Source organism: Moorena sp. SIO1F2, assembly GCF_010672755.1.
Taxonomy (GTDB): domain Bacteria; phylum Cyanobacteriota; class Cyanobacteriia; order Cyanobacteriales; family Coleofasciculaceae; genus Moorena.
Window position 1 is genome coordinate 1 of the sequence record NZ_JAAHFV010000461.1, and the last position, 4,401, is coordinate 4,401.

At 43.6% G+C, this 4,401-nt stretch carries 4 protein-coding genes and 1 pseudogene; 2 read left to right on the plus strand and 3 right to left on the minus strand.

What is annotated here, in order from left to right:
• Positions 1–921: 921 nt before the first annotated feature.
• The gene (locus tag F6J94_RS30865; RefSeq protein WP_293047251.1) at positions 922–1,299 is read left to right on the plus strand and encodes a hypothetical protein; all 378 of its coding nucleotides are present in this window, start codon (positions 922–924) and stop codon (positions 1,297–1,299) included.
• A 604-nt stretch (positions 1,300–1,903) separates the two neighbouring features.
• Here F6J94_RS30865 and F6J94_RS30870 read toward each other — a convergent pair.
• Both F6J94_RS30870 and F6J94_RS30875 read right to left on the minus strand, forming a co-directional pair.
• Positions 1,904–2,454, minus strand: a pseudogene (locus F6J94_RS30870) (Uma2 family endonuclease).
• A gap of 17 nt (positions 2,455–2,471) precedes the next feature.
• Complete coding sequence (locus tag F6J94_RS30875; protein WP_293047254.1) at positions 2,472–2,594, minus strand: hypothetical protein; 123 nt, start codon at positions 2,592–2,594, stop codon at positions 2,472–2,474.
• A gap of 259 nt (positions 2,595–2,853) precedes the next feature.
• Between F6J94_RS30875 and F6J94_RS30880 the strand changes: the two genes are divergently transcribed.
• Entirely contained in the window at positions 2,854–3,054 is a 201-nt protein-coding gene (locus F6J94_RS30880) for a hypothetical protein (protein ID WP_293028127.1), read from the plus strand.
• A gap of 220 nt (positions 3,055–3,274) precedes the next feature.
• Here F6J94_RS30880 and F6J94_RS30885 read toward each other — a convergent pair whose 3' ends face one another.
• The gene (locus F6J94_RS30885) at positions 3,275–4,246 is read right to left on the minus strand and encodes a homogentisate phytyltransferase (protein WP_293047256.1); all 972 of its coding nucleotides are present in this window, start codon (positions 4,244–4,246) and stop codon (positions 3,275–3,277) included.
• Positions 4,247–4,401: the final 155 nt, after the last annotated feature.

The window sequence follows — 4,401 nt, forward strand, 5'->3', positions numbered from 1 at the left end:
GCCGAGTTTCTCTAGATGATGTTGCTGGTGACTTGGTAGTCTCTGGTGTGCAGTAGACTTCGCAGGAGTTATTGGGACTTTCAATCAATTTCACCTTATGAAGTTGGACAAAATCAGCAACGCCTTTTTTTCATACTATCCATAGCTAAGGGAGTAGGGAGTAGGGAGTAGGGAGTAGGGACTGGATCGCTGTTTATGGGGGGATATTCCTTTATGTGGGGAACTTCCCCTAAAATCGTCTGTAATCTAGTCAGGGTAAGAGAATTAGGTCAAAGGCTGGACAAGGCTTGAAACCCTTGCCCTGACTGTAAAGGTTGGGGTGACTCGGAAGTACCGGCGTTGCTGAATCAAGTAATGAATAGGAGTAGAGTGGGCAGGATGCCCCCAAGGGCAAGATCATGAATAGGAGTAGAGTGGGCAGGATGCCCCCAAGGGCAAGATCATGAATAGGAGTAGAGTGGGCAGGATGCCCCCAAGGGCAAGATCATGAATAGGAGTAGAGTGGGCAGGATGCTCGCAAGGGCAAGATCATGAATAGGAGTAAAGTGGGCAGGATGCTCGCAAGGGCAAGATCATGAATAGGAGTAGAGTGGGCAGGATGCTCGCAAGGGCAAGATCATGAATAGGAGTAGAGTGGGCAGGATGCCCGCAAGGGCAAGATCTCGAACGGGCAAGATGCCCATTCTACAAAACTCTTAAAATCATTCCATTATTCAGCAACGCCAAAAAAACAGCCGCAATCAAGAAAAATTTGTCACAAACTGCCCTCCCAGATCGTCTTATATATAGAAGCGAAAGTTTAGCCTACAGAAAGTACCAGGAGCAAAGATGACCCTAATCAGCTACCGGTGCTGCTGTGCTGATGAACTTTTGATGCTTCTAAGACTGATTGATCTCAACAGGTAGATTGAAAATATGGACTTGAAAAAAGAAATGGAACGTAAAATAAACATCTGGAAGCTTGTTTCGATGTGCTTGGGTGTTGTCTTAGCTGTGTCGATGGTATTGTTACCTGTCAATGCAGCTTCTGCTGACAACATCCAAAATGGGCAGTCTTGCTTTGGGCAGGTGAGCGATAGCAACGGCGGCAATTACATCGGAGAGTGGCAGGTTGCCAATCTATCAGGCTGCGGTGAACCTCTGACGAAAGTCTGCCAGCGCGGTGACGTAGAGGGTTACAACGTAGCTCCCGCTGAAGAAGGAGATTGTTGCTATGCGAAGTGGGCAACCGGAGAGTCTTTCATAGGAAGCGTGTTTTACGACCCAACATATAAAACATATGGATGTGAGTCTTACTAGTGAGTCCAAAGGCTCTAGCTAATTGCTCTGGAGAGAGACTGACATAAGCGATCGCCTCCCGGTTGGGTTTCGTAAAGGATGCTGTTGGCGAATTATTTCTTAATATCTGAAAGCCTTATTATGCTGTTATTGGCTTGAACATTACTACATAATGGTTTGATGAGCGTACGCGAAATCACAAGGGTTTCGGCGTGTGAAGTTATATTTCGCCAACAGCATCCGTAAAGGATTACTAGGTAATCAATTATTTCAGCTAATTTTTACCTGAAATAACCAAACTCTTAGACATTGATTATCTTTGGCATCGCCACTCAATAGGTTACAACTGTTAAGCACTCGACGCTATCTGTAAGCCAAAGAGTGATGAGGTAATAACCTAAAACATCAAAGCCCCGAGAGATTCTAGTAATGTAGATCTCGCCGGGGTGTTTTTCTGTAAGCATTAAGCCGTCAGTGGTCAGCGGTCAGCGGTCAGCCTATTTTATTCAAAACCACCTCAAGAGCTTGCGTGGCACAGGCTTCTAGCCTGTGATAGCGCATTAGCTGATAGCTGATAGCTGATAGCTGATAGCTGATAGCTGATAGCTGATAGCTTACCAATTTATTACCAAAAACTATCGAGGCTGAGCACAAAATTAGGCAAAATTGCTTCTCCCAATAATTTATTAGGCTGCTCTAATACTACTTTGCGTTTCCCACACTGATAAATTTCCACTTGCTTGGCTAATCGGTTGAATAACCAACCCAATTTAACCCCATTATCTAAGTATTCCTGCATTTTTAGTTGGGCTTGTTTCAGGCGGTGGGAGACATTAATTCGATCACAAAATCTGGTGCTAGGGGTGGAAATTTTTACCGTTGTGCCAGTGTCAGATCCTCCCATCTTTCCCGTTTAACCCAAGCTACATCTGGTGAACGATCAGCGCCGTTAGGTAGATGAAATCCTGTGGATGAATCAAACACTATTCCTAGTTGAGATTGTTCATTCCAGATTCCCAAACGAATTAGAAGATTAGCATTTCTTGCTCCTGTCTCTCCACCGGTTGGAGCGATAATTCCCAAATCTCCTTGTACGGTTCGCTCTACTTTCCAGTCGGGATTAGCACAACACAGGTCGTAAAACTGTTGGGATGTTAATCTGGCATTTTCTGGCATCCTCAAGATTGATTGTGTCATGAGCAAAGGGAACAGGGAATAGGTAAGAGGGAATAGGGAATAGGGAGCAGGGAGCAGGGAGCAGGGAGCAGGGAGCAGGGAGCAGGGAAGACAATCTTGTGTACCTGATAGTTATGCAAACCGCTGTAACTATAGTAGTTATTATAGCAAATCTAAATTTATAGGATAGTTTAATACTTACATTTTAGGAGCGAATTATTCTAGCTATATCCTAAAAAATATTAGTTAAAAATTAGTGTGCATATATCATCAATTTTATAAACTGTTTTTTATTAATCCTAAAAATCCCCAAAAAAACTTTTTAAAAACCCTTGACAAATAAAATTATAATCATTACAATAATCATTAAATCAACACAATGAGTTCAATTGTTAAGTTATGCGACAAGGATTTACTCAAAACTTCAAAAAACAACCTGCTCAGCACACTCTGAAAGGGTCTCGGGAAGCAGTAATTTATAGTATGCAGAGGATGTATGCCTTAGGGTATGCAGAGATTTGCGAATGGACTCCTCTGGAACCGACTGACGTTCCAGGCGAAGTGATGACTACACTAAACAAGTATTGGCTGTTGCCATAACACCTTAAATTTCTGGGGGGTTTCCCCCCAGTCAAAGGTTCCGGTCTGCTAACATAGGATCACATCAGGTTAGGTTTGGTAACTGAGTGACATAGCGATGCAGCGCACCTAACAACAATTTCAACGGACTTATTGTGGAGTTGAAATAGCCGTGGAAATACTATCCACGGCTATTTTTTTTAGTTTTGGTAGTGCTGTTGATTCGATTAATTGAGAAACCCTATAGTCTAAAAAGACAAGCTGCTGGGAAAATCAAATATTCCAGGAAAAACAGTTTCCAGATAAACTGATAAAAACTAGCGATCGCATTTTTATCCTCCAAGTCTACCTGGTAAGAGCGCCACCACATTACTGCCAATGCCACCAGATGGGTCCCTACCAAGAAGACGATATTTACTGAACCGAGGAGCAGCACACTAGCTAGCACCATCGCCAGATAGCAAGCAGTAATCACTCCCCGTGCTATATTAAATACCGCCAATTTACCGAGGCGGATGGTAAAGGTAGTGATATTGAAAAGCTTATCCCCATCGATATCTGGGACATCTTTGAATATTGCGATCGCAACGGAAAAGACTAAGATAAACCAGGTCAATGCCCACACTGCTGCGGTGGGCATCATCACTTGTCCCTGTTGCAATGCCCAACTAAAGTGTAAAAACAGACCTACATTAACGATTGCTCCCCGTACTGAAAAAATACATAGCGCTGCCCAAAAGGGAAACCGCTTTAGCCGGACCGGTGGCAAGGAATAGGATGTACCAATTGCTAAACTAATACTGACCATCAACAACAACCACGGTCCCAATAACCAAGCAAACAGTAGCGCTAGGATACCAGTTACCGCCACAATCCCCTGACCGAGTTGCAGAGAAAACTCCCCTGCAGCCACTGGAAGATGGGGTTTATTAATCCGGTCAATCTCCACATCGTGCAATTGATTTAGTCCTACGATATAGACATTACCGCACAAACAAGCAATCCAAGCTCCCAGCAGTTGACCGAACCCTTGCCAAGTCCAACCACTGTTAGTCATGGAAACAGCAATGACATAGAGGGCAAAAATACTTAAACTCGTCCCAATAATCGTATGGGGACGAGAAAATTTCCATAAACTGTACAGCCAAGCGGCTGGTTGCTCCAATAGATTAATCGAGGAAGGAGTAGATGTTTTAGAAGAAATCTGACTCATGGATCAGGTTAATAGTATTAGGGATTAGGGGTGAGAGTAATGGTTAATAGTTTCAGTACTTATATCATCTCAGGATAATTACCCTTAATAAAAATCTCCCCGTCTCCCCATCTCCCCATCTCCCCACACTTCACCGCCTCCCCTCACTATCCCTA

Coding starts and splice junctions, on each gene's coding strand:
- F6J94_RS30880 (WP_293028127.1), top strand. CDS start 2,854: ATGCGACAAGGATTTACTCAAAACTTCAAAAAACAACCTGCTCAGCAC.
- F6J94_RS30885 (WP_293047256.1), bottom strand. CDS start 4,246: ATGAGTCAGATTTCTTCTAAAACATCTACTCCTTCCTCGATTAATCTA.